Below are 24,123 nucleotides of genomic sequence, written 5' to 3'. Positions count from 1 at the left end.
AGTGTTGCCGAACGCGAAACCGGAAGGCTAGGAAGGTTTGAAAAGCTCGGACGCATGACAAAAAAAACAAAACATCCGCAAGCACCGCATGATGCGAACGACGCCGCCACGCATACCGCTTTGGAAAAGGCGGTTCGCGCGCAATATGCTTCCTTGCCTGTCAGCGAACGCCGAATCGCCGATTTCATTCTAGAATTCCCCGGGGAAGTCGCCGCCTATACCGCAACGGAACTGGCCGAACTTTCCAATGGGTCCAAGGCGGCGGTCACGCGCCTGATCAAGCGGCTTGGTTTTTCGAACTATGACGAGGCGCGCCGCGCTGCACGCGATGCCCAGACCTGGGGCTCGCCGCTCTACCTGATGCAGAAGTCGCATCAACCCAAGGACTTCGCCGGCCGCGTTCAGTTCCATATCGACCAGGATGTCCAAAACATTACAACAACGCTGCAATCCTTGTCGCCCGATAGCTTCCGTTTGATCGTAGATACTATCTGCACAGCCGATCGCGTCGTCTGCGTCGGTTGGCGAAACAGCTATTTCCTGGCGGCTTATTTGCATTGGCAAATCGTTCAGGTGCGCAAGGATGTTTCCCTCCTCCCCACTGCCGGGATGACCTTGGCCGAGGACATCGCGATGCTGGGAAAGGATGACTTATTAATCTGCGTCGGCATGCGGCGGCGCGTTCCACAGGTGGAGAAAGTCATTGCCGCAGCCAACAAGCAGCAGGCAAAGATACTATACGTGACTGACCGGACGGCCGGCGCGTTATCGTCCGCCACTTGGACAATTCCCTGCTCGGTTCGCGGCTCGGAACCCTTTGACCGGTATGGCGCGGTCCTATCGCTTTTCCACCTTCTCAGCGTCGCCGTTGTGGAAAAGATGGGCGAGACGGGGCGAAAACACCTGCAATCGATTGAGCATTTGCACGACGTGATAGACGAGATGGAATAATTCCCGCCAAGCGCGTGCGCCGTGCGAGGGATACAAAGACAGGAGCACAGAATTCGTGACAGAACGGTCCTACTACGCCTTGAGCGGCGGCATGCCCGATCAGACCAAGAAGCTTACCGGCCAAGCTGTTTTCAAAAACGCCTATGCGTTTATTCCAAAAGGCGTGATGACTGATATCGTCACCAGCCAGCTTCCGTTCTGGTCCGGAACGCGAGCCTGGATCATCGCGCGCCCGATGACCGGTTTCGCAGAGTCATTCTCCCAATACATAATGGAAGTGATGCCCGGCGGCGGCAGCGACCGGCCGGAGACGGAGAAAGGCACGCAACACGCGCTTTTCATTACCACCGGCGACATGGTGTTGACGGTAGACGGGACGGAACATCACCTGACCACCGGGGGGTTTGCCTATATTCCCTGCACCGCCGATTGGTCTTTGAAGAATGTGGGCGACGCGCCGCTATGCTTCCATTGGATCCGCAAGGCCTATGAATGGGTGGACGGATTGGACGCGCCGGATTTCGTGACCGGCAACGACCGCGAAAAAGATCCCTCGCCGATGCCCCCGGGGCACGAGGGTTGGATGACGACCCGTTTCATCGATCCGACCGATATTCGCTACGATATGAACGTGAATGTCGTGACCTTCATGCCAGGCACAGTGATTCCGTTTGAGGAAACCCATGTGAACGAGCATGGCCTGTATGTGCTGGAAGGCGGCGGTGTATATGAATTGAACCAGGATTGGGTCGAAGTGGAAGCGGGCGATTTCATGTGGCTGCGCGCCTTCTGCCCGCAATCGTGTTATGCCCGTGGCCCCGGCCCGTTCCGCTACCTGCTTTATAAGAACGTCAACCGCCATATGCCGCTGAAGCTTTGATCATGGTCGAAACAATCCTGAAACCCGAACCCATCGACGCGGATCGTTTCCGCCCCTTTGGCGATGTCTTCGATGCCGAAGGCGAACCGGACATGATCATTAATGAAGGCCGCTGCGGGCGCCACCATGACAAGGTTCGGCTGGACGTCGGCACCGGCCGGGCCGGCATAAGCCTGTTCCGGACGCGCGCCGTCGAAATCCCCTATGCTCTGACCGTGATGGAACGCCACCCGCTGGGTGCGCAAGCCTTCATCCCAATGTCCGAGGACCCGTTTATCGTCGTTGTGGCCGAGGACGACGGCGGCAAACCCGGCATGCTACACGCATTCAAGACCGCGCCGCGGCAGGGTGTGAGCTATCTGCCGAACACCTGGCACGCGCCCTTGATCGCCCTGCGCGACGACGCCGTCTTCGCCGTCATCGACCGGATCGGGTCGGGCAATAATCTTCAGGAATTTACCTATGACACGCCGGTGATGGTGAGCGGCTAGAAGCGTTCCTCGCCGCGTTCCCGAAATGCATCGGGAAAGTCGCGATAGAGGGCGAAGAAGACGTCCTGAACCTTGGAATTGACCGCGTAGTGAAAGCTTTCCACGGGATCGGCCCGGCTGGCGACGCTGGAGAAGGCCTGATCCATCTGGGTCATATCCTCGAATTCCAGCAGGATGTTCCATTCCGGCAAATTGGGATGACCGAGCCCGAGTTTGCGTCGGGTCAGCCGATAATTGGCCAGCGACCCCTCTTCACACAAATGCTGTAGATAAGCATGGGCGGAATCGGCGAATTCCGTATCGTCGACCCCGGGTTTCAGGTTGCACCAGACGTGATAGATATCCATGGATTCTGTCCTGTCGTTTTCCGCGCTATTCTCTAACTGTCCTGATCAACCGGCGCCCATAGGACGTCTTTGATATCATCCGCGCCGCAGGCCAGCATAACCAATCGGTCGAAGCCAAGCGCGATTCCGCTGGCCGGCGGCATCTGCGCGACGGCATCCAGGAAATCATCGTCGATCGGATAGCGTTCGCCGTAGAGCTCCTGTTTCAGGTCCATATCCGCCTCGAACCGGCGGCGCTGTTCCGCCGCATCCGTCAGTTCGCCGAAGGCATTGGCCAGTTCCAACCCACAGACATAGACCTCGAACCGCTCCGCCAGGGAGGGGTCTTCCGGCTTAGGCCGAGACAGCGCAGCCATATGAACCGGGTAATCGGTCAGGATCGTCGGCGCCGGATGGCCCAATGCCGGTTCGATCTTTTCGGCGAATATGCGAAAGAATATGTCGTCCCATGTATCGCCCTCCGCCGTGCGGACACCGATCCGAACAGCGTCCTGCGCCAATCCGCCCGGTTCGGGCATGGACCCTGTCGCGGCCCCTTCCCGGGTTTTCGGTAAGTCGATCCCACAATACAGGTCGAAGGCGTCATCCACTGTCACCACCTGCCAATCGCCATGCGGGACGCTTTGCTTGCCCCGAAACCTGTAGGACTCCCCTTCCGGAACACAAGCACGCAGCAGGTCGACGCAATCCTGCATCAATACCCGATAGTCCTCACCGGCGCGGTACCATTCGATCATCTTGAATTCCGGCTGATGGGTGCTTGCCCCCTCTGCGTTCCGGAAGACCGGTGTGAGTTGCCAGATTTTCTCCATCCCACCCGCCAGCAGCTTTTTCATGGCGAATTCCGGACTGGTATGCAGATAGCGTTTCAGCGACGGCCCGCCGCCCCGCCCAGGCGGCAACATGATGGTTTCGAAAGCCGCCAGATGCGGCTCCAACCCGGGACTGACCTGCAGCGCGGGGGTTTCAACTTCCGTGAAGCCGGCATTGTCGAAGAAACGCCTTGTTGCATTTCGGACATGCGCGCGGCGTCGCAGATTGGGCATTCGTGCTGCCATCGCGTCCCGCGACCACCACCTGTCCCTGCCCGCCTTACTGGTCATGATCTGTCGGCCTGTTCGTCGGTATTGTTCCGGGTACAGTTGCCTGCCGGGGGCCCCGGTGATAGGAAAGCGCCGCAATTCGCCTGATCCCCTTCGTTTCCAGGAAATGACGATCCGGCGGCGGCAACTGTGACATATAGATTCATAGCAGACTCTGGGACGCAAGCGCGATGAAAGACACTGCCATCAATCTGCGAGCCGGCAACGCCTTCATGCATGAAGGAAAATTGCTGGTCGTGGTGAAGAACGAGATCAACCAGCCGGGTAAAGGCGCCTCCGTCGCACAGATCGAAGCGCGTGATCCGCTGATGGGCACCAAGACGAACCTGCGTTTCCGGACCCAGGAGAGCATCGAACGCGCGGACCTGTTCGAAACGGATTATCAGTACCTGTTCGAAACCGACGGGGTCTACACCTTCATGAACAACGAAACCTTCGAGCAGATCGAAGTCGCGGGCGACTTGATCGGCTCTCCGAAGGCCTATCTTCAAGAAGGCATGATCTGCGCCATCCAGACGCATGAAGGTGCGCCGATCTCGGTCACGCTGCCAAAGACCGTCGTCATGACGGTGACCGAAGCGGACCCGGTGGTGAAGGGACAAACCCAGTCTTCGTCCTACAAGCCGGCGGTTCTGGAGAATGGTGAGCGCGTTTTGGTGCCGCCGCATATCGAAACCGGCACCCGCATCGTGGTTCACACGGCCGATGGTGCCTATTCGGAACGCGCCAAGGATTAATGTGACGCAGGCCGCCATTGGGTTCTGCGGCTTCCCAGGCGGCCCTCCCTATCGGCCTGCACCTTCGATCGAAACGCGGTTCCAACCGCGACAATTTAGAAGCAAGGAATTTCGCCATGGCGATCCGGTCCGCCAACCTGAACGTAATGATGCGCGCCGCCGAAAAGGCCGGCCGCGCGCTGGTGCGTGATTTCGGCGAAGTCGAACAGCTTCAGGTGTCCCGCAAGGGCCCGGCGGATTTCGTCAGCACCGCCGACCAGAAAGCGGAAGACATTATCCGGCGCGAGTTGCAGAAGGCCCGCCCCGACTATGGCTTCCTGATGGAAGAAAGCGGCGAGATCGTCGGCGAAGACCCGGAAAAGCGTTTCATCATCGATCCGCTGGATGGCACAACGAACTTCCTGCACGGCATGCCCCATTGGGCGGTTTCCATCGCGCTGGAACAGAACGGTGAAGTCACAACGGGCGTCGTCTACGACCCGATCAAGGACGAAATGTTCTGGGCCGAAAAAGGACAGGGTGCCTTTTTGCGCGACAAACGCCTGCGGGTATCCGGCCGCACCAAATTGGCGGACAGTGTTTTCGCCACCGGCATCCCGCATTTGGGGATCGGCGACGGGCCCAAGGGCCACGCGACCTTTATTCGCCGCCTGCACGGCATCATGGGCTGCTCCGCCGGTGTCCGCCGTTGGGGCGTGGCATCGCTGGATATGACCTATGTCGCGGCCGGCCGGTATGAAGGCTTTTGGGAACAGGGCCTGAAGCCCTGGGACGTCGCGGCGGGCTGGATTATCGTCAAGGAAGCCGGTGGATTCGTTACCGACCTGCAAGGCCGGGACTTCAAACTGACCAGTCCCGTGGTTGTCGCCAGCAATTCGGGCATCCAGAATGCCTTCGCAAAAACATTGCGCGAGGCGGAAAAGACCGCATAACCGACCGAAACGGTATATATATACCTCATCAACCCGTATTTCGGCCAAATGAGCGGCAAATCCAGGGGCCAATCAACGAGAGTATCTGTTGAGCCCCGCAAGTCACTCGGATAGTGTAACAATGTTAATTGGCCGGATGGGAGAATCCGCCGATACTGTTACTTGGTGACCGGCGCCTTTTATTTGGTGCCGCTCATGTGATTCGTTTGGAGCCGCTTTCTTGGGTGACGACATGACCGACACAGCAACAGCAGCCTCCGTTTCCGAACGGGGCATGCAAACCGCCATGCGACGCTCGCACCTCCGTCTTTCCGGGATGGCAGCGGCGCTGGCCTTCGCTTCCTTCGGCATAACCCTGGTCGCGCCGCCTGCGATTGCTCAGACAGACGGGCCAACAAAGTACTACACGGGCGTCGCCGTTCTGGGTAACCCGGTTGAAGTGAATACAAACGCGCTCGACAAATTGGGCCCGCCGCCGGACATGCGCCAGTTGCTGCGGCAACCCGCCGTGGTTTTGGGCGCCGGCAGTCCCGTCACCCAACGGGGAACGACCTTGAACGGACGAGCACCGGTCTCGGGTCTTACCGCGAATGCCCCCACCAGCCTTCTTGCCGCGCCGGCAAGCGCACCGCGATCGGGTTTGGTTTCGGGACAAACGCAGGGATATGCCGCGGCGCCCCGCTCCGGTACATCCGCCCCGGTTTCCGGCCTGGAATCGACGGCGCCCCGTGTCGCGGCATTGCCGCCAAAGGCGCCCGCTACGCCCGCGCCTGCCGCAGCCCAGCCGGCCGCCGCGGCACCGGTTCCCGCAAAGCCTGAGCCTGTCCGTGTAACGACGCAGCCGCCGCCGAAACCGAGCATCGCGGCGACGTCGACCGCGACGCCTACCCCGGCACCGAAACCCGTGGCCGCGGCACCCAAGCCAACGCCGACGCCTGCCCCAACGCCTGCGCCGACACCGGCGCCGAAACCGGTTGCGGCAGCGCCCAAGCCCACGCCGGTTCCAGTGAAACCGACGGCACCGCCCGCGCCGGCAGCAGTCGCGAAAGCACCTGCCAAGCCTGCGCCGTCGCCAGCCCCCGTTCCGGCCAAGGTTGAAATTCCGAAAATCGAAGCGCCTGTAGTCGAGGCAGCGGAAACGCCCACTGCGGCAAGTGTGGCGGAAGCGCCAAAGGCGACGGCAAATGTGCCCACGCCGGTGCCCACAAAGCCGCAAGTCGCTTCGGTCAATCCGAATGCCGTCATCGAGAGTGGCGGCAAGACCAGCATTCAGTTCGGTAGCACGTCATCAGAATTGCCGGCCGGCTCAGAAGCCGCACTGGACCGTATGGCCGAACGCCTGAACGCCAACCCCGACATGCGCGTCCAGTTGATGGGATATGCCAGCAACAGCGGCGAAACGGCGAGCGAATCCCGCCGCCTGTCCCTCTTCCGCGCATTGGCTGTACGGACCTATTTGATCAAGAAGGGCGTGCGCAGTACGCGCATGGATGTTCGGGCCTTGGGTAACAAAACCGATGGTGGCGAAGGCAACCGGGTGGATGTGATCCTGCCGGATAGCACCGGCTGACGCGAAGGCATCGCCAAACCGGGGCGGGCCAATACGGGATGGGTCGCAAAGGAACCGGATAGATCAGGATCGTTGATGACCTAACGGCCGCCGGCTTGGCCCGGACCGGCACGGCGGCGGAACATTAAGAGGCGAATGTGACACGGCCCATCGGTTTTCTTGTTCGGATGATCTTGTTCCTGGTCTTGGTCGCGGCAGGTTGCCTGCTGATCTATGAGGCGCTTATCGGCGCTTTCCTGGCCAATGTCTTTCTCAACGGTACGATCGTCCTGGCCCTGGTCATAGGGATCGGCATCGATTTCTGGACCGTCGGGCGCCTCAATCGCGAAATCAACTGGATCGAAAATTTCCGCCGCGGCGCCCATGGGGCGCAGACAAGCATTGCCGCACCGAAGCTCCTTGCCCCGGCGGCCATGATGCTGTCCGAACGCAGCGACCGCAGCATGACGCGCCTCAGCCTGTCCACGATGGCCATGCAAACCCTGCTGGACGGCATCGCCGTCCGCTTGGACGAAGCCCGGGAAATCAGCCGTTACATGGTCGGCCTGTTGGTCTTCCTGGGGCTGCTCGGCACCTTCTGGGGCCTGTTGCAAACAGTGCAAAGCGTCAGCAACGTGATCGCCGGCATCGATGTCGGCGGATCGAATGTCGGGCTTGCCTTTGAAGAACTGAAAGCCGGTCTGGAAGCGCCTCTTTCCGGCATGGGAACGGCGTTCAGTTCATCGCTATTCGGCTTGGCGGGATCATTGGTTCTCGGCTTTCTCGGCTTGCAGGCCGGCCAGGCGCAGAACCGCTTCTACAACGATCTGGAAGAATGGCTCAGCAGCCTGACCCGCCTCAGCGGCGGGGGCGGCACGGCCATCGGCGACGGCGATCAGTCCGTCCCTGCTTATATTCAGGCATTGTTGGAACAAACCGCCGATAGTTTGGAAAGCTTGCAGCGTACCATCGCGCGCGCGGAAGAATCCCGGGCCTCGTCGCACACGGATATTGCAGCGCTTTCCAGCAGCCTGGAAACGCTGAGCACCTCCATGCGGACCGAACAGGACCTGATGTTGAAACTGGCGGAAGGCCAGCAGCGCCTGCAGAACGTCATGGAAGCCCTGGCGAAGCCGGCAGCCGGCGCCGATCAGGCCATGGTGAAGCATCTGCACAATATCGAATCCAATTTGAACCGCATGATCGATCAGGCAAGTGCGGGCCGGACGGAGACCGTTCAGGAAATTCGCAGCGAAATTCGCCTGCTGGCCCGTACCATCGCGGCCATCGCGGAAGGCGATGCGTAAGGGCATGGTTTCCACGGCGCCGACAACGCTTGAACGGCCGGGACACGGGGGGGAAGGCTCCCCATGGCACTAGCCCGGCGCAGCAGAACAAACCTCGACATTTGGCCGGGCTTCGTCGATGCCCTGGCAACACTGTTGATGGTGATCATCTTTCTACTGATGATCTTCGTCATCTCCCAGGTCTATCTCAACGAAGCCCTGGTCGGGCGTGACGCGGCCTTGGAGAAACTGAACCGGCAGATCGCCGACATCGCAGAACAATTGAGCCTTGAGCAATCGGCGAACGAGGATTTGCGCTCCAACATCGAAAGCCTCTCGACCCAGCTGCGGGCAAGTTTGGCCGAGCGGGACGACCTACAAGCGTCCCTCGGCGCGCTACGGATTGAACGGAATTCGGTGCTGGCGCGCATGGACGCGGCGGAGAGCGCCGCCAATGACATTCGCGCCGATCTGCAGGAAAAGGAAAGCCGGCTGGCCGATAGCGACGCCCTGCTGTCCCGCACGCGCCAGGAATTGGAAGACGCCTATACGGTCGTCGAAGCGAACAAGGAGACGATCGAGCTTCAGTTGAAGGAACTCGACACTCTTGCACAGGACGTGAATGCCCTGACCGCCCTGCGCCGGGAATTGCTGCAGCAAGTCGCCGATCTGGAAGCCTTGAGCGAGAAACAGGCCGAAGAACTGGGACAGCAATCGGAGACGATCGCCAGCCAGTCCGAAAAGATCGACGCACAGGCTGAAGACCTTCAAGCCAGAACCGAAGAATTGGCGTTGCGGGCCGCGCGCTTGGCGGCGCTTGAAAAGTCATTGGAGGAGAAAGAAGCGGAAATCGAGAATATGGAGGACGCCGCGCGCTCCAACCTGAAGGAAATCGACGCGAAGACGGAAGCCGTCCTGTTGGCGCGGGCTGAATCGGCCCGTTTGCGTGAACAGATTGCCACCCTCAACGAACAGATCTCCGCCCTCAACCAGACCCTGGATGCCTCTGAAGCCCGCGACAAGGAACAAAAGGCGCAGATCGTCGACCTGGGCAAACGCCTAAACCTGGCCTTGGCCAGCAAGGTTCAGGAACTGGCGCGCTACCGTTCGGAATTCTTCGGCCGCCTGCGGGAAATTCTGGGCAATCGCCAGGATGTCCGTGTCGTCGGCGACCGCTTCGTTTTCCAATCCGAGGTGCTCTTCTCCCAAGGCTCCGCCGAACTCGGGCCGGCCGGGCAGGAGCAGTTGGGCCAACTGGCCGATACCCTTATCCAGATTTCCAGCGATATTCCGCCGGAGATCAACTGGGTCCTGCGCGTTGACGGACATACCGACAGCGTTCCGATCTCTACCGCGCGCTTCCCGTCGAACTGGGAATTGTCGACGGCGCGCGCCATCTCGGTCGTGAAGTTCCTGGAAAACCGGGGCATCCCGTCGGAGCGTCTCGCCGCGACCGGTTTCGCCGAGTTTCAGCCGCTGGATGAAGGCAACGACGAAATCGCCTACCGACGAAACCGCCGTATCGAATTGAAACTGACCGAACGCTAATCCCTATTCCGCGTTCAGGCGTGAATCAGGTCGAAACCGCCACCTGGTTTCAGCTCAGTCAGATAAACTTGGTCCGATCCCTGGTTGCGGGTCGGTCCGAAGACCAGCTTGAAACCACCGATATCCACGTCATGCTGCACGCCGGTCGCCGCCTTGACGAAGGCATCCCTGGTCAACGGACCATCGACCGAGGTCAGGATTTCCGCGGCCGTCAGTCCCGTCACATAGCCTTCCAGCGATTGAAAATCCGGTTCGGTACAGATCCCATGTCGTCGGGCGCTGTCGAGATAACGGCGGACGACGCCCTGGCTTCCATCGGTCGGCAGAGGCACGACCTGGCTGATGATGACCCCGGCGCCCGCATTCCCGGCCTGCCGGGCGAAATCGCGGCTGCCGACGAAGGAAATGGTTGCCAGGGGACAAGTCAGACCGCCGTCCCGTGCCGCTTGGACGAAGGCGGCCGTCGGTCCCGCCGTGCCGGCCATGAAGATGATGTCCGGCTCGGCCGCCCGGATGATCTCATAGGCGGGCTGCACGTCGCCCGTTTGACGTTCGTATGCCCCCTGCGCGGACAAATCCATGCCGTGCGGTTTCAGCGCCGTTTCCAGGGCGGCCCTGACCGTCTGACCATAGGCATCGCCCTGAAACAGCAAGGCGGGCCGCTTCGCCCGCACCGTTCCCGTCATCCATTTCACCAACGCGTCCACCTCCTGCTGGTAGGACGCGCGGATGTTCAAGACATGATGAAATTGCGGGTCGCGCAGGAACGCGGCCCCGGTAACCGGACCGATGAAGGGAATGCCGCCCCCGCGCGCGACAAGCTCGGCCAGTTTCGATGTCGGCGTGCCAACCGACCCGATCAGGCCGAAGACCGACCCGCTACGAACCATCGCGCGAACATTGTCCAACGTGCGTTCCGGAACATAGGCGTCATCCTCTGTTTCCAAGGCCAGTTTCCGGCCACCGACGCCGCCCGCCGCATTCACCTCTGCGAAGGCGAGCGCGATTCCGTCCCGCATTGCGGTTCCCAGGCTGGCCGCGCTGCCGCTTAGCGGCGCGCTTTGCCCGAAAGTAATTTCATCGTCCTTGATGCCGGCTTCCGCACGGATTTCCCCCAGGAAAGCGCCCGCGCCGTCATGAATTTTCTGCACGCCGCCACGGACTTCCTGCATTCGTTCCTCGAAACTTCGCATCCGGGCGAGAATCTCTTCAGCATTCGCGGCAATTTCCTGATTGGCGGTTTGCTGTTCTTCCACCGCGGAAGCCACGACGCCTGCACTTGTATCGAGTTCCGCCACCGCCGCACCGATCGCACCGGTCGCTTCGGTCACCCGCGCGGCTGCGGAATCGACGGCGGCGATAAGGTTTTTGACCCGGTCGGTCGCATCCGCCGTCTGTTGGGCAAGGGTCTTCACCTCGTTGGCGACGACGGCGAAGCCCCGGCCCGCCTCCCCGGCACGGGCCGCTTCGATGGTCGCGTTGAGGGCAAGCAAATTGGTCTGACCGGCAATAGCCTGAATGATATCGGCAACGCCCAGAATATCGGCCGCGGCACTGCCCAGTTCCGCAGTGGTTTCCTGAGCGATCCGGGTTTGCTCGGTCATCCGTTCGCTCAAATCCGCTGTCTGCTGGGTCATGCGGCCTATTTCGGTGACGCTGGCGGAGCTCTCCGTCGCGGCGGAAGCGACCTGGGCAACCCTGTCCACGCTGTCTGAAGAATCGTCGAGTGCCGTTGCCACATGGCTTTCCACCGACGAAATGGAGCCCGAGACTGCGGCCTCGAAATTCTCGGCCAACCCGCTCATGGCGTCACGGCGCTGCCGCTCGGCGGTGCCTTCCTCAAGCGTATGATCCTCGATGATTTGGCTGAGTGCGCGCAGGCGCCCGCGCATCCGTTCGGTCTGTTCGACAAGCCCATGCATAGGAGAGCCCGGCGGAAAGTCAGGCATCGGCGCGTCCAACTGACCATCTACGACCTGGCGGACGGCATCGGTCAGCGCGGCCAATCCGCCCGCGGTGACCGTTTCGCCCCCGTCGGATGAAATCGCCGGCCCGTCCTGGGCCTTGTCGCCGGTCCGCGAAAACGAGCCGAGCTTTTTGAGACGTTCCACGAGCGCCTCCCCACCGCTGTTTGTTCTCTTGCACCGGCATTAGCCAGCCAGCGTTGCGAGAACCTTAGGAGGCGGTCGGAACGACGTCTATTTGTCCGTTCGTACTAGGGTGTGTCCCGGCAAGGAGGAAAAAACAGCCCGGAAGTATGAGAATTCGGGCCAAATGCTTCCTATTGCGTGGCAGGTTGCGCATCGAGGACATAGAGGAAGGCATCCCGCTTTTCGCCGTTTACCGTGCGGTATTCCGGCAGGCGTTTCGTCTGATGCATGCCGATCCGCTCCAGAACATTCTGGCAGTCGACATTGTCGACGTCGGACGCGGCGCAGATCCGCAACAGGCCAAGGTCCCGGAACGCCATGGGCAGGACGCTCTCCAAGGCCTCCGTCATGTAACCCCGGCCCCGATATTCAGGGTCGAGCGTGAATTCGAGCTGACCGATGGGCACCGGAAAGGGTTGCACCGAAACCGTAATCGTTCCCACCGGGCGGTCCACGCCACCGGGAACAATCGCCAGCGCAATCGCCGTTCCTGAGTCCAAACCCTCTGGCTGAATTTGTTGTCTCACATAGCTCACGACGGTCTCCGGTTGTTTGGGATCGACGGGCAGATAAGGGCAAAAGTCTTCCCGCCCCGCATAGCCACGCACATGCGGTTCGTCAGCGGCTTCAATGGGCCGCACCCTCAATCGATCCGTTCCGATCTGCACCATAATACCTTAGGACTTGTTCCCGATTCGCCCGGCACCGCGAACCTGAAATCGGCGTTCATCCCGTAACGCGCCAGTTCAATCGGATTCGCCGCGCGCGCAATGCCTTCCATGGTCGAAGAAACCCAAAAATAGGCCGCTTTCCGCGCTTGCCTTTTCGAGTATGACGGCGTAAAAGCCCCCGATCCGGCGCATGGAACACCGTTTCGTGCGCCCCACTGTTTTTACCCCAACTGTTTTGACTTGGAGACGGGCGATGAAAGCTGAAACGCATCCCGAATACCACGAAATCACCATCCAGATGGTGGACGGGACGTCTTATCAGACCCGCTCGACCTGGGGCAATCCGGGCGACACGCTGCGCCTGGAAATCGATCCGACCTCCCATCCGGCATGGACGGGCGGCCCGACCCGCATGTTGGAAGGCGGCCGCGCGGCCCAGTTCAACAAGCGTTTCGGTTCTTTCGGCCTCAAGTAAGCGGCTCGATCTCTTCCGGCGTGATGTCCAACGGGACACACGGGCCAGGAAGACGACAGACAGCGAAAAGGCGTTCCCCAGGGGACGCCTTTTCTTTTGGGCGCCTTTTCTATTGTGCAACGGTCGGCCCTTCGCGGTTCACCGCGGGTTTCGGCTCGTCCAATCCCCCTCTTGAAACGCCAAAATCAGTGCTTAAATAAAATTCGTTCTGAAGGCGATGCCAATTGGGTCGCCGGAAATCGGAACGGTAAGCGGTCAGACCACAAGGTGGGCCGCGTTGACTTGACCCATATCGCTTCGAAGGAGGATATGACTATGCGTACCTATGATCTTTCCCCGCTTTTCCGCACGTCCGTCGGCTATGACCGCATGGCCCGCATGATCGATGCGCTGTCCAGCGAACAGTCGAACGGCTATCCCCCGTACAATATCGAAAAACTCGACGACAACGCCTATCAGATTTCGATGGCGGTCGCCGGTTTTGCTGAAGACGAATTGACGTTGGAAGTGAAGGAAAACGTGCTCACCATCGCCGGTCGCAAGGACCTCGACGAAGAAGCCGAGGCCGAGCGTGTCTATCTCTATCGCGGTATCGCGGAGCGCGCCTTTGAGCGCCGCTTCAACCTTGCCGACCATATAAAGGTCCAGGGCGCGTTGCTCGAAAACGGCCTGCTGCATGTGAAGCTGGTCCGCGAGATTCCGGAAGAGATGAAACCCCGCAAGATCGAAATCGCCACCGGTAAGGCGAAGAAGATCGCGTCCAAATAACCTCCCCCTGACCTCGCCTTAAAAAGGGCGAAGCCAGACCAAGGGCGGCCCCTCCCCGATCTTTCCCCTGGATCGGGCGAGGGGCCGCTTTTTTTGATCTCTATGGTCGTGGGTACAAGGTGTTCATGACCGCATCGCTTACCAGATATGGCAGTTCCACGAATAACCAACCGGCCTGCTCCCAAACAGAAAGTAGCCGCGCGCCTGCGGTGACAAACCCGACGAAACAAATGGCGACAACCAGCCCCACGGCAATGTTGGCGAAGATGAACCGATCGACATCGGCGACACGCCCCCGGAAGGCATAGATCAGAAGGCGCCGGGCCTCCGGCGGCGGCATGATCGCCGCGAAACTGCCAAGCGCGAAATGCACAGCCGTTGGCCAAAGCGTGGTGAACAGCATCATGGAAACCGCTAATCCGTCCTTCCACCATTCCCGGCGAAAGTCATTCATGGCGGCGCGCCAATCCACGAAACTGTTACCGGGAAAAAACCTTTCCACGGCGGCACCGATACCGGGCATGACGGCCGCAAACAAAGCCGAAAGAAGGACAAGGCACAGGACTGCCACCGCCAGGTCGGTCACAAGAGCACGGCCCAACTTCCAGAGCCGTTCAGACACCGCCACTTTCGCCGGAACTTCCAGCCAAGACCGCAACAGTCTGCGCGTAAGGCGCAAGGACACATAATCCGCAAGGCTGTTGATTACTGGAAACAACAAAAAGAACGTCGCTATCGTGATTGCAGGGAGAGTACTGCCGAGGACAAATAGAGCGACAGCGGCAGCGACAACGCCAGCGACAGCGACAGCGACAGCGAAAGCGAAAGCGACAACGCCAGCGACAACGCCAGCGACAGCGCCAGCGACAGCGACAGCGTAAGCGACAACGCCAGCGCCAGCGCCAGTGCCAGCGTCAGCGACAGCGACAGCGACAGCGACAGCGATAGCGATAGCGATAGCGACAGCGACAGCGCCCCACTCCGCCGTTCCAGCCGCAAGGCCTGCCAATCGCGCACTAAGCCAGTTTTCTACTTTCCCCCTGACAAATCTTGCGAGTTTTTCCGGCAGCTGAATCTTAAAGAATGAAAAGAATACTCCACCGATCCCAACTATGACGGCAATCGTGCCCCACCGTCGTTCCACCGAAGCGGTTGCATCCAGCCCCAGGTCCCATCCCGACAAGGGCGATTGTGCGCCGATGCCCCAGGCAACGAGGAAAAAGAAAATCGGATAGAGATACGCCAAGGTCAGGCAGCGTGACCATGGACCGATCTGAAACACGGCCCCCTGCTTTGACTCGTCGAAAGCAAAAGCTGCATCGGCCCATTTCAGCAACCGGCGAACCATACGCTGCCATCGCCGATACCAACTTTTACTGCGCCGAACGCGCTTCGCCAGCGCCCGCCGGTCTTTGTCGGATTTCAAATAGCCGGTGGTGACCCCCAGGAATGCGAGCCAAAGGGCCAAGATGGTCCCGCCTGCAACAAGCGCCCCTGTCCAATCCCAATCCAGAATCTGGACGATGGTATCCAACAATGCTGGTTCCTCCCGCTGCTACTCCACCATTCAAGGCTGTTCGATGGCAACTCTAAAGCGCAACGCATAAACACCGGTAATCCGAGCATCGGAATTTCCCGCTTGCCGGTTGGCGCGATTGGACCGCATCTTTTCGCTGGCGGATTTGCGACGGAAAGGGCGACGGAGATGTATACGGTTTACGATTTCGACGGCAGCGGCAACGGCTATAAGGTTTGGCTGCTGCTGCATTTCCTGGGTGAGAAATACGAGCGCGTGCGCGTGAACGTCCTGAAAGGCGAAACCCATTCCGACGATTTCCTGAAAATCAATCCTGTCGGCAAGATCCCCGCGCTGGTGCTGGAAGACGGACGGGCCCTGCCGGAATCGAACGCCATCATGCATTACCTGGCCGAGGGCACGCCCTGGCTGCCCGATGACCGGTTCGCCCATGCCCAGGTTTTGAGCTGGACCTATTTCGAGCAATACAGCCACGAACCCAATATCGCGGTGCTGCGCTTCTGGCGTCACTTCCTAGAGATGACGCCGGAGCTGGAAGCCCAGGCGCCGGAAAAGGAAAAGAAGAGCCATGCGGCGCTGGCGGTGATGGAAAAGCAGCTGGCCTACACCGATTGGCTGGTTGGGAATGGGCCGACCATCGCCGATATCGCGCTTTACGCCTACACCCATGTGGCCGACGAAGGCGGCATCAGCCTGGCCGACTATCCCGGCATCAACCGATGGCTCGACCGTTTCGCAAGCTTGCCGAACTACGTCCCGATCACCTATCACGACTAGAGAAAAGCTTGGGGGCGTGGGGACACAATGACGGACGAGACGAAACGCGGCGAGAACCTGCCCGAAGGCGCGCATACCGATTTCAGCGACAGCATGAGCTATGGCGGTTACCTGCGCCTGACGGATTTACTGTCGGCGCAGAAGCCGGTTTCCGACGCCCATGACGAGATGCTGTTCATCGTCATCCATCAAGCGACCGAACTTTGGATGAAGCTGATCATCCATGAGATCCGCGCGGCGATGGCGGCACTGGAGGGGGACGCTTTCGGCCCGGCCTTCAAGATGCTGTCGCGGGTGGCGCGGATCCAAACGCAGTTGATCCAGTCCTGGTCGGTATTGTCGACCATGACGCCGGCCGACTATCTGACCTTCCGCGACGATCTGGGCCGCAGTTCCGGTTTCCAATCCGCGCAATACCGCGAAATCGAATTCCTGATGGGGAACAAGCGCCGCGCCATGCTGGCGCCTTTCGCGGAAACGCCCGCCGTCCATGCGCATCTATTGGCCACGCTGGAAGGCCCCAGCCTGTACGATGTCGCCCTTGAAGCCCTGAAGCGGAACGGTTTCGAGGTCTCCGACGAGGTTCTGAGGCGCGACCGCACCCACCCCTATCAAGCGGATGACAGCGTCCGTAAGGCCTGGACGTCAATCTATCAAAAGCCGGACGGGCATTGGGAATTGTATGAACTGGCGGAAAAGCTGGTCGACCTGGAAGACAGTTTCCAGCAATGGCGGTTTCGTCATCTGGAAACGGTGAAACGCATCATCGGACACCGGCGCGGCACCGGCGGCACGGCCGGGGTGGGCTACCTTCAGCACGCGTTGAGCTATGTCTTCTTCCCCGAGCTTTGGGACCTGCGAACCGAACTGTAACGATTGGGGAGGATGACATGTCCATCACCGGCGAATGCTTCTGCGGGAAAGTCACCTATAAGATCGACGCGCCGTTAAGGGATGCCCGGTCGTGCCATTGTTCCCGTTGCCGCAAGATTTTCAGCGCACAGGCATCCGCCTATGCGGAAGTCGCGCCCGGCGCATTCACCTGGGCGACGGGCGAAGACCAGCTCAACACCTTCGATACCGGGAACGGGTTTGGCGTGCGTTTCTGCGGCAATTGCGGGTCCACCATGGTGGGCGTGCATAACGGCGCGGTGCACGGCGTCACCCTGGGCTGCGTGAACGGCGACCCCGAAATCGAAATCGGCATGCATATCTTTGTGGGGTCCAAGGCCGCTTGGGAAAAAATGCCGGAGGATGTGGTGCAGTTTGAGGAAGGCCCACCGCCGAAGGACTGATGGTCTAGCCGGTGATCGAAATGACCATTCGTTTCAGCACTTCCAGCATTTCCACCAATTCGTCTTCGTCCCTGGCTTCCTTCTTGAAGGTCTTGGCGGAGGTGATGACGTAGTTCGCGAGCCGGTCGACGGTAAGGCCCGTGGCCTCAATCGGCTTTTCATATGGCGAAAGAATGCCGCGCAGGGTTTCGGCATATCGGTCGTAGGCCCTGTCCAGCTCGCAGGTTGCCGCATCCTTGAACCCGATCAGAAAGTCGGCGGCGTCCGGCATGGCGGCGATCATCCGATAGGGCGCAAGGGTCATATGCTCGAACATGGTGGTGAGTTTTGCCTCGACCCCGACCTGTTTGGCGCATTCCACCTCTATCGTTTCCGACGTCCGTCCGCAGGAAAGGCGGATGATGCCGCGCAAGACGTCCTCCTTACTGGGATAGACCGTATAGAGCGTCTGCCTTGAAACCCCCGCCTCTTTCGCGATGTCGCCCATGGTCGTGCGCTTCATGCCATAACGCTCGATAACCCGGCCCGCGGCCTCGGCGTACAGAATTTCCTTTTCCATCATACTAGACATGTTGACATTTACCGACTAATTGTCAATTATACAAACGAACGCTGATTGTCAGATCGTCCAAGACGTTCCAGTAGCACAATGACGGCCCCGCGGAAAGTTAGACAGTGATCGGACCCAGGCGCGCCGGGAGATATGAAAGTCCCAAAGATTACGGCACTGCAGCAACGTTAACCGATTCCACCGGCCCGCGCCGAAAATCGGGATACCGGCAGTCACGTTCGAATACCTCTAGATAGTGAATTCAAACGCCAACCGATAGAGGACATCATGGCGATGAAATTGAACATCAATGGAAAACAGGTGAGCGTCGCGGCCGAACCCGGCACGCCCCTGCTTTGGGTCCTGCGCGACGAGCTGGACATGACGGGAACGAAATTCGGCTGCGGGGTCGCGTCCTGTGGGGCTTGCACCGTCCATGTGGACGGCGAACCCGTTCGGTCCTGCTCCACCTATGTCGACGACCTTGAAGGCACCGAAATCACCACCATCGAAGGTGTGAACGGTCCGGCGGCGCAGGCCGTGCAAACGGCTTGGCGGGAGATGGATGTCGTCCAATGCGGCTACTGCCAATCGGGTCAAATCATGTCCGCCGTCAATCTGCTGGCGACGAATGCGAAGCCAACCGACCAGGACATCGACGACGCCATGGCGGGCAATGCCTGCCGCTGTGCCACCTATCACCGTATCCGGGCCGCGATCCATCGCGCATCCGACATCATGGAGGCATGATCATGACCATCCAAACAACAAGACGCACCCTGTTGAAGGGCGCGGCCGCAACGAGCATGGCGCTCGTCATCGGCATGCGCGCAGACGGCAGTTTCGCGGCAGCGTCCGGCGTTGCCCACATGAACCCCTTCGTCAGCATCTCCGATGACGGCGTCGTGCACGTCATCCTGAAGCATTTCGAGATGGGTCAGGGTACGACCACCGGCCTTGCAACGCTTGTCGCCGAAGAACTGGACGCCGACTGGAACCGTGTCGCCATCCATTTCGCCCCGGCCGACAACGAACGCTACAAGAACCTGTTCTTCGGCGCGCAAGGAACCGGCGGTTCCACCGCCATGGCCAACAGCTATATGCAATACCGGCAGGCAGCCGCCGCCGCACGGGCCGTGCTGGTTCAAGCCGCGGCAGAGGCTTGGAATGTCCCGGCCTCGGAAATCTCCATAACCGCCAGCATGCTGAAAGCCGGGAACAATCGGGCCCATTTAGGCGAAATGGCGGCGAAGGCCGCAACGCTGACGGCGCCGGAAAATCCTTCGGTCAAAGACCCGTCCGACTTCCGCCTGATTGGATTGGACCACCTGCCCCGCAAGGATTCACATCTGAAGACAACAGGGCTGGCTACCTTCGCACTGGATGTGAAGCTGCCGGGCATGGTCTATGCCGTGCTGCTGCGATCCCCGAGGTTCGGCGGCAAGTTGACCTCCTTCGATGCGTCCGGCGCGAACAGCGTTCCCGGATTCATCGGGGCCAAAGCCTTACCGACCGGTGGTGCAATCGCCGTCTATGGCAAGAATACCTGGGCCGCGATCCAGGCACGCGACGCCATCACGGCCGATTGGGACTTCAGCGCGGCGGAAAACCGGTCGACGGATGAATTGGCGGACTACCACCGCTCCCTGCTCGACGCACCGCAGTTCGAAGCTGTCGAGGGTGCTGACCGCGCTGCCACGGAAGCAGCGGTCGCCGCCGCGGATACGGTGATCGAAGCGGAACTGAACTTTCCCTTCCTGGCCCATGCGCCGATGGAACCGTTGAACTGCGTGATCGAACCGACGGAGAACGGAATCCGCGTCCATGACGGCTGTCAGTTCCCGGGGGCCGTCAAACCGACCTTGGCGCATATCCTGGAACTGGACCCGGCCAATGTCGAAATCCGCACGGTTTTCGCGGGCGGCTCGTTTGGCCGGCGCGCCACCACCAATGCGGATTATCAGGCAGAGGCGGCGCTTGCCTTCGCCCTTCTGGGTCGGAAGACCCCGGTGAAGGTGGTTTGGACACGTGAGGACGACATCAAGGGCGGTTACTATCGCCCGATGTTCGCCCATCGCGTGAAGGTCGGCCTCAAAGACGGAAGGATCGCCGCCTGGGATCACCGGGTTGCCGGCAAGCCGATCATCAAGGGTACCCCATTCGAGTCGCTTGTCATGAAACCTGGCAGCCAGGTCGACGCCACATCCGTCGAGGGGGTCAATGACAGTCACTACGCCATTCCGGCCATGTCCGTCGGCCTGTCGGACGCGGAAACGCCGGTGCCGGTGCTTTGGTGGCGGTCGGTCGGCCATACCCATACGGCCTTTGCCATGGAAACCGTGGTGGACCAAGTCGCGGAAGCCCTTGGCAAGGACCCGGTCGCCTATCGGCTGGAATTGCTTTCGGGCGGGGACAAGGACCAGAAACGTCTGGCCGAGGTTCTGAAACTGGCCGCCGAAAAGGCAGGCTGGGGCAAACCGGCCGCCGGGCGTCACCAAGGCATAGCGGTGCATAAATCCTTCAGCACCTATGTGGCCGAGGTCGTCGAAATCTCCGTCACCGACGGCGCGGTGAAGGTGGAAAAGGTCACCTGTGCGGTGGATTGCGGCACCGCCGTCAATCCGGATGTCATTCGGGCGCAGATGGAAGGCGGGATCGGATATGGTCTTGGGCACGTCATGCGGAACCAGATCACCATGACCGACGGCGAAGTCGATCAGTTCAACTTCCCGGACTATGAACCGTTGCGCATTACCGACATGCCGGCGGTCGAGGTTCACATCGTCGCCTCTTCGGAAGCGCCAACCGGCGTCGGGGAACCGGGCGTCCCGCCGGTCGGTCCGGCATTGGCCAACGCGATCTATGCAGCGACGGGAACGCGTGTCACCCAACTTCCTATGACGGAAAACGGTATTGCTTTTGCCTGACCCAAGTTTGGCATGGAAATAAAAAGAGCGGGCCCCAGGGCCCGCTCTTTGCTTTTCAAAAAGTGTTTTGGGATTAAGCCGCCACTGCTTCTTTTCGGCTGCGCGCCAGGAAACCCAACCCGACCAAGGCGGACAGGAAAATCGGCAGCGCACCGGGAAGCGGAACTGCGGCGACAGCGCCACCGGCCGCGACGAAGGAGAAATCGGAGTCGCGGGTGTTTCCGCTGATATTGTCCTGATCCAAACCGCGCAGCGTCAGGGAGACGAAACTGCCGAACAGGTCATCACCCAGGATCTGCCAGACACCGCCCTGATTGCTGCCTTCCGCGACGATATCACCCGGCCCATCGGAACCGTCGTTCTTCCCGTCGATCGCCGGCTGCAAATTCACGATGCTGACCAGAGGAACGAGATCCGCGGAGGTGAAGGACAGCGAAGAATACAGGCTTGCCGTGGTTTCGCTGTCCGGGCGCAGATAGAAGCTGTCGACGGATAGATTGGCGCGGGTTACTTCGATCACGCCGACCTCGCCGAATGAATCGTTGTGCTCACCCGCCGGATACAAATGCGCGACGGTCAACTGATTCAGAAAAACCGGATCACTGAAATCGAAGGACAGGCCTTCGCTGTTGATCTCACCGCTGGGCGGCGCGCTGGTCCCCAGAACCTTGTTGATGCTGCCGCCATCGGTCTCGAACAGGTCGGCGCGGCTGAGCGACGGGATCGATTTACGCTTTAGCGTCAGGCCATTCGGCGCGGTAACGGTGACAGAAGGACCGTCGTCGTTTCCGGACAGGCTGCTGATATCGATTGAGCCGGTCGTCGACGAGCCCAGACCGAAGCCCAAGACGTCTTGGGAGTCGATGACCCAACTCGCCGCGGCGGCCGGCACGACCGGCAACAAAAGGGCCGGAGCGGCAACGGCGATGACGTTCAAAAGCTTCTTCATGGACACACCCGAAACAAAGTTGGAATTAACTCGTAAGGGCAATATCGACGTTTCGAAGCTTTCTCCCTATGACCTGGATCACTTGGTCAACCAACGTTGACAAAATTCAAAGAAATCGCCTGAAAAAGCGCTTAAGCCATCACCAATGGCTCAACGGCAGCGCGCACATGGGCTGGAATCGGTATCGGCGTCATGGTCGCGCGTTCCACATAAACATGCACGAAATGACCAAGCGCGGCGGGTTTCTCTTCACCCTGCCGGAAAATACCGATTTCATAGGCGATTGAGCTGCGTCCCAGCTTGGTAACGCGAATCCCGACCTCGACGGTTTCCGGAAACGTCAGTTCGTGAAAGAAGCTGCATTGTGTGTCCACGACCATCCCGACGATATCGGTCGACCGCGGGTTCAGGCCCGCTTCCTCGATCAGATGCTGGTTCACCGCTGTGTCGAAATAGGAATAGTATTCAACATTGTTCACATGCCCGTAAGGGTCTTGGTCCATCCAACGGGTGGTAATCGGGCGGAACAAGGGGAATTCTTCGCGGCTCGGGGCCTCTTCGCGTTTCATCGATGCTCGCTCATGATTGCTGAAGGAATAATGTTCAAAGCGGGCTATTGAGTAAATCAGCCGGTCGCTTTGACCAACCCCCCGACATCATGAAGTTTGATGTAATCCGACAATTCATGCTTCAACGCCGTCGCCGCTTGAATGGGGATCTTGTAGGCGTGCGTTCCCTGGATGATGCGGGCTTCCTGCATCAACCAGAAGGCAGGCGTCTTTCCGCGGCTGGACATAAAGACAGCATGCGGCAGGTCGTCACCGCCCTTGTTGACGATGCTGAAACGGATGCCGTCTTCGCGTTCTTCGCGCGCGACTTCCAGGTCCCACTTCTCCTGTTCGAAGACATAATGGATGGCCGCTTCCATCAGTTGGGCGGGATCGGATTTTGAGACATCGCTCAACAATTGGCTCAACAGGATCTCGACGGCCGCGGAAGTGGATGGCAGGTCTTCCATGCCCAGCATCTGCGCCGCGTTCAACAAACGAGCGATGGAACTGGCGACCTGCTCATCCGTCAGCAGGGAAAATGCCGCCAATTCCTCGTCTTCCGGTAGGTCCGACAGGTTTTCAGTGGTCTTATAGACTTCGATCACGAAGGAGCCGGCCGCCGTGGCCAGTCCCTCACCGCCCTCTTCCTGCTTGATCAATGCAATGCGGGCACCGTCGGCAATGAAACGCGCCTTGGCCATTTTTGTCCTCCCCCCAGAAGACTCGATATCCTAGAAACCTAGGCTTTCCCCAAGTCCGGGTTTCCCCACCGCATGCGTGTCACGGGTAGGTTTCCGGCGGAAGATATTTGATCGCCCGCCTTAGTCGACCGCAGTCACAGTCCGGCTGAATTCGAACAGAACGCGCCGGGTTTCCTGCTGCGCCTCCAACATCATCATATGGCCGGCGTCCTCGATGATATGGGTTCGAACGTCCGACAATACCGCCGCCAGAGGCGCCGCCGCCTTGACCGGGGTCATCTTATCGTGGCGGCCGCTGATAATCATCACCGGTACGGTGATTCTCTCCGCCGCCGCAACGGCGCCCTTGTAAGCCGCGCAGGTCTTCAATTCGGACGCGATAACGCCCGGCCGGGCGCGTTCGAGCAGCCGAACCGCACCGCCGATCAACCAGACGCCGCTGGCGATATTGCCGCCACGATGCGCCTTGGGGCCATGCCCCCAGGCCGACATCAGTTCCGGCGCCAGAATACGATTTTCCTCAGCGGCCTGAACCAAGACCGGGTGGACGCCCATTTGCGCGGAACTGCCGCACAGAACCAAGGCGCGCGCCGCGTCCGGTTTTCGCGCCGCCGCTTCCAACGCCACCAATGTTCCCATGGAATGCCCAACGACGATCGCCGGCGCCGCCCCCGCCGCGTCGATGAAGCGGTTCAGCCAATCAGCCATATCCTCGATCGTCGGCAAGGGATCGCCCGGCGTTTTGCCATGCCCCGGCAGGTCGACCGCCAGGACGTTGAACCCGTGATGGGCCATGTAGCGCGTCTGCTGCCCCCATACGGTATGGTCCATCCCAGCGCCATGCACGAAGACCACACTGGGCTTCGCGGCATCGAAATCCTGCCCGCCATCCGCCACGAAGGCAGCGGTACCATCAACACTTACAAACATTCTCGGTTCATTCCCTAT

At 60.0% G+C, this 24,123-nt stretch carries 26 protein-coding genes; 15 read left to right on the top strand and 11 right to left on the bottom strand.

Going from position 1 to position 24,123, the window contains the following annotated elements:
- Nucleotides 1-54: 54 nt before the first annotated feature.
- Genes EOI86_RS21665 through EOI86_RS21655 form a run of 3 tightly spaced genes read left to right on the top strand, consistent with a single transcriptional unit; the run spans nucleotide 55 to nucleotide 2,322 of the window.
- Nucleotides 55-951, top strand: a complete 897-nt coding sequence (locus tag EOI86_RS21665) for a MurR/RpiR family transcriptional regulator (protein ID WP_127767787.1) — start codon at nucleotides 55-57, stop codon at nucleotides 949-951.
- A 55-nt stretch (nucleotides 952-1,006) separates the two neighbouring features.
- Nucleotides 1,007-1,831: a bifunctional allantoicase/(S)-ureidoglycine aminohydrolase gene (locus EOI86_RS21660; protein WP_127767786.1), complete on the top strand. Its 825-nt coding sequence runs from the start codon at nucleotides 1,007-1,009 to the stop codon at nucleotides 1,829-1,831.
- Nucleotides 1,832-1,833: 2 nt separating this feature from the next.
- Entirely contained in the window at nucleotides 1,834-2,322 is a 489-nt protein-coding gene (locus EOI86_RS21655) for an ureidoglycolate lyase (RefSeq protein WP_127767785.1), read from the top strand.
- Here the strand turns inward: EOI86_RS21655 and EOI86_RS21650 are convergent.
- Both EOI86_RS21650 and epmA read right to left on the bottom strand, forming a co-directional pair.
- Nucleotides 2,319-2,669 (bottom strand): DUF6614 family protein, encoded by a 351-nt coding sequence (locus tag EOI86_RS21650; RefSeq protein ID WP_127767784.1) that lies wholly within the window; start codon nucleotides 2,667-2,669, stop codon nucleotides 2,319-2,321. The genes EOI86_RS21655 and EOI86_RS21650 overlap by 4 nt on opposite strands.
- 32 nt (nucleotides 2,670-2,701) lie before the next feature.
- Complete coding sequence (gene epmA, locus EOI86_RS21645; protein ID WP_127767783.1) at nucleotides 2,702-3,772, bottom strand: EF-P lysine aminoacylase EpmA; 1,071 nt, start codon at nucleotides 3,770-3,772, stop codon at nucleotides 2,702-2,704.
- A gap of 170 nt (nucleotides 3,773-3,942) precedes the next feature.
- On the opposite strand from epmA, the gene efp reads away from it, so the two are divergent.
- The 5 genes from efp (at nucleotide 3,943) to EOI86_RS21620 (ending at nucleotide 9,824) form a co-directional block, all read left to right on the top strand.
- A complete protein-coding gene (gene efp, locus EOI86_RS21640) occupies nucleotides 3,943-4,509 on the top strand; it encodes an elongation factor P (protein ID WP_127767782.1) in 567 nt (188 codons plus the stop codon).
- A gap of 116 nt (nucleotides 4,510-4,625) precedes the next feature.
- A complete protein-coding gene (locus EOI86_RS21635; RefSeq protein WP_127767781.1) occupies nucleotides 4,626-5,441 on the top strand; it encodes an inositol monophosphatase family protein in 816 nt (271 codons plus the stop codon).
- Nucleotides 5,442-5,673: 232 nt separating this feature from the next.
- Nucleotides 5,674-7,011 (top strand): OmpA family protein, encoded by a 1,338-nt coding sequence (locus EOI86_RS21630; RefSeq protein ID WP_127767780.1) that lies wholly within the window; start codon nucleotides 5,674-5,676, stop codon nucleotides 7,009-7,011.
- Nucleotides 7,012-7,148: 137 nt separating this feature from the next.
- Nucleotides 7,149-8,297, top strand: coding sequence for a flagellar motor protein MotA (locus EOI86_RS21625; RefSeq protein ID WP_127767779.1), 1,149 nt, complete (start codon nucleotides 7,149-7,151; stop codon nucleotides 8,295-8,297).
- A gap of 63 nt (nucleotides 8,298-8,360) precedes the next feature.
- Complete coding sequence (locus tag EOI86_RS21620; protein ID WP_127767778.1) at nucleotides 8,361-9,824, top strand: peptidoglycan -binding protein; 1,464 nt, start codon at nucleotides 8,361-8,363, stop codon at nucleotides 9,822-9,824.
- 14 nt (nucleotides 9,825-9,838) lie between these two features.
- On the opposite strand, the gene EOI86_RS24910 is transcribed toward EOI86_RS21620, so the two are convergent.
- Together EOI86_RS24910 and EOI86_RS21610 are read right to left on the bottom strand one after the other, a co-directional pair.
- The gene (locus tag EOI86_RS24910) at nucleotides 9,839-11,935 is read right to left on the bottom strand and encodes an ABC transporter substrate-binding protein (RefSeq protein WP_127767777.1); all 2,097 of its coding nucleotides are present in this window, start codon (nucleotides 11,933-11,935) and stop codon (nucleotides 9,839-9,841) included.
- A 170-nt stretch (nucleotides 11,936-12,105) separates the two neighbouring features.
- A complete protein-coding gene (locus EOI86_RS21610) occupies nucleotides 12,106-12,615 on the bottom strand; it encodes a GNAT family N-acetyltransferase (protein ID WP_161973943.1) in 510 nt (169 codons plus the stop codon).
- Nucleotides 12,616-12,898: 283 nt separating this feature from the next.
- Here EOI86_RS21610 and rpmE point away from each other — a divergent pair, with 283 nt between their 5' ends.
- Entirely contained in the window at nucleotides 12,899-13,120 is a 222-nt protein-coding gene (gene rpmE / locus EOI86_RS21605; protein WP_127767775.1) for a 50S ribosomal protein L31, read from the top strand.
- A 315-nt stretch (nucleotides 13,121-13,435) separates the two neighbouring features.
- Nucleotides 13,436-13,888, top strand: coding sequence for an Hsp20 family protein (locus tag EOI86_RS21600; RefSeq protein ID WP_127767774.1), 453 nt, complete (start codon nucleotides 13,436-13,438; stop codon nucleotides 13,886-13,888).
- A 100-nt stretch (nucleotides 13,889-13,988) separates the two neighbouring features.
- Here EOI86_RS21600 and EOI86_RS21595 read toward each other — a convergent pair whose 3' ends face one another.
- Together EOI86_RS21595 and EOI86_RS24645 are read right to left on the bottom strand one after the other, a co-directional pair.
- Complete coding sequence (locus EOI86_RS21595; protein ID WP_127767773.1) at nucleotides 13,989-14,510, bottom strand: hypothetical protein; 522 nt, start codon at nucleotides 14,508-14,510, stop codon at nucleotides 13,989-13,991.
- 110 nt (nucleotides 14,511-14,620) lie between these two features.
- Nucleotides 14,621-14,905: a hypothetical protein gene (locus tag EOI86_RS24645; protein WP_193555804.1), complete on the bottom strand. Its 285-nt coding sequence runs from the start codon at nucleotides 14,903-14,905 to the stop codon at nucleotides 14,621-14,623.
- Between the two features lie 688 nt (nucleotides 14,906-15,593).
- On the opposite strand from EOI86_RS24645, the gene EOI86_RS21585 reads away from it, so the two are divergent.
- The 3 genes from EOI86_RS21585 to EOI86_RS21575 are packed head-to-tail and all read left to right on the top strand — an operon-like array spanning nucleotide 15,594 to nucleotide 17,497.
- A complete protein-coding gene (locus EOI86_RS21585; RefSeq protein WP_127767772.1) occupies nucleotides 15,594-16,202 on the top strand; it encodes a glutathione S-transferase family protein in 609 nt (202 codons plus the stop codon).
- Between the two features lie 27 nt (nucleotides 16,203-16,229).
- On the top strand, nucleotides 16,230-17,075 hold the full coding sequence (gene kynA, locus EOI86_RS21580; protein WP_127767771.1) for a tryptophan 2,3-dioxygenase: 846 nt from the start codon (nucleotides 16,230-16,232) through the stop codon (nucleotides 17,073-17,075).
- A 17-nt stretch (nucleotides 17,076-17,092) separates the two neighbouring features.
- Nucleotides 17,093-17,497 (top strand): GFA family protein, encoded by a 405-nt coding sequence (locus EOI86_RS21575; protein WP_127767770.1) that lies wholly within the window; start codon nucleotides 17,093-17,095, stop codon nucleotides 17,495-17,497.
- A gap of 4 nt (nucleotides 17,498-17,501) precedes the next feature.
- Here the strand turns inward: EOI86_RS21575 and EOI86_RS21570 are convergent, their stop codons facing one another.
- Nucleotides 17,502-18,068, bottom strand: a complete 567-nt coding sequence (locus tag EOI86_RS21570; protein WP_127767769.1) for a TetR/AcrR family transcriptional regulator — start codon at nucleotides 18,066-18,068, stop codon at nucleotides 17,502-17,504.
- Nucleotides 18,069-18,335: 267 nt separating this feature from the next.
- Here EOI86_RS21570 and EOI86_RS21565 point away from each other — a divergent pair, with 267 nt between their 5' ends.
- Nucleotides 18,336-18,797 carry a (2Fe-2S)-binding protein gene (locus tag EOI86_RS21565; protein WP_127767768.1) on the top strand — a complete coding sequence of 154 codons (462 nt, stop codon included), beginning with the start codon at nucleotides 18,336-18,338 and terminating at the stop codon, nucleotides 18,795-18,797.
- A 2-nt stretch (nucleotides 18,798-18,799) separates the two neighbouring features.
- Nucleotides 18,800-20,974: a xanthine dehydrogenase family protein molybdopterin-binding subunit gene (locus EOI86_RS21560; protein WP_127767767.1), complete on the top strand. Its 2,175-nt coding sequence runs from the start codon at nucleotides 18,800-18,802 to the stop codon at nucleotides 20,972-20,974.
- Nucleotides 20,975-21,047: 73 nt separating this feature from the next.
- On the opposite strand, the gene EOI86_RS21555 is transcribed toward EOI86_RS21560, so the two are convergent.
- From EOI86_RS21555 to EOI86_RS21540, 4 genes are all read right to left on the bottom strand, one after another.
- Entirely contained in the window at nucleotides 21,048-21,923 is an 876-nt protein-coding gene (locus EOI86_RS21555) for a hypothetical protein (RefSeq protein WP_127767766.1), read from the bottom strand.
- 131 nt (nucleotides 21,924-22,054) lie between these two features.
- Nucleotides 22,055-22,492 (bottom strand): acyl-CoA thioesterase, encoded by a 438-nt coding sequence (locus EOI86_RS21550; protein WP_127767765.1) that lies wholly within the window; start codon nucleotides 22,490-22,492, stop codon nucleotides 22,055-22,057.
- A 56-nt stretch (nucleotides 22,493-22,548) separates the two neighbouring features.
- Complete coding sequence (locus EOI86_RS21545; protein ID WP_127767764.1) at nucleotides 22,549-23,175, bottom strand: hypothetical protein; 627 nt, start codon at nucleotides 23,173-23,175, stop codon at nucleotides 22,549-22,551.
- Between the two features lie 120 nt (nucleotides 23,176-23,295).
- On the bottom strand, nucleotides 23,296-24,105 hold the full coding sequence (locus EOI86_RS21540) for an alpha/beta fold hydrolase (RefSeq protein WP_127767763.1): 810 nt from the start codon (nucleotides 24,103-24,105) through the stop codon (nucleotides 23,296-23,298).
- Between the last annotated feature and the right edge of the window lie 18 nt (nucleotides 24,106-24,123).

The organism is Hwanghaeella grinnelliae (assembly GCF_004005845.1).
In the GTDB taxonomy this organism is placed as follows: domain Bacteria; phylum Pseudomonadota; class Alphaproteobacteria; order UBA8366; family Aestuariispiraceae; genus Hwanghaeella; species Hwanghaeella grinnelliae.
This window is presented reverse-complemented; position numbering and strand designations above follow the sequence as displayed.